The organism is Bacillus sp. J41TS8, assembly GCF_018333035.1.
Taxonomy (GTDB): Bacteria; Bacillota; Bacilli; order Bacillales; family Bacillaceae; genus Bacillus; species Bacillus paralicheniformis.
This window is the reverse complement of record NZ_BORF01000052.1, coordinates 1-296: the sequence shown is the minus strand read 5'-3', so window position 1 is coordinate 296 and position 296 is coordinate 1. Positions and strand designations below refer to the sequence as shown.

Annotated in this window: 2 rRNA genes; both read left to right on the top strand. The window is 49.3% G+C overall.

The features are described 5' to 3' along the window. Positions 1 to 123 (top strand): 23S ribosomal RNA (locus KI350_RS22800); the annotation flags it as partial. Positions 124 to 180: 57 nt separating this feature from the next. Further along, positions 181 to 296, top strand: a 5S ribosomal RNA gene (gene rrf, locus KI350_RS22795).

Below are 296 nucleotides of genomic sequence, written 5' to 3'. Positions count from 1 at the left end.
GATGAGATTTCCCATTCCGCAAGGAAGTAAGATCCCTGAAAGATGATCAGGTTGATAGGTCTGAGGTGGAAGTGTGGCGACACATGGAGCTGACAGATACTAATCGATCGAGGACTTAACCTAAATACTTTTGTGAATTGTCTGACCGTTATCTAGTTTTGAGAGAACACCTCTCAATAGTTTGGTGGCGATAGCGAAGAGGTCACACCCGTTCCCATGCCGAACACGGAAGTTAAGCTCTTCAGCGCCGATGGTAGTTGGGGGCTTCCCCCTGTGAGAGTAGGACGCCGCCAAGC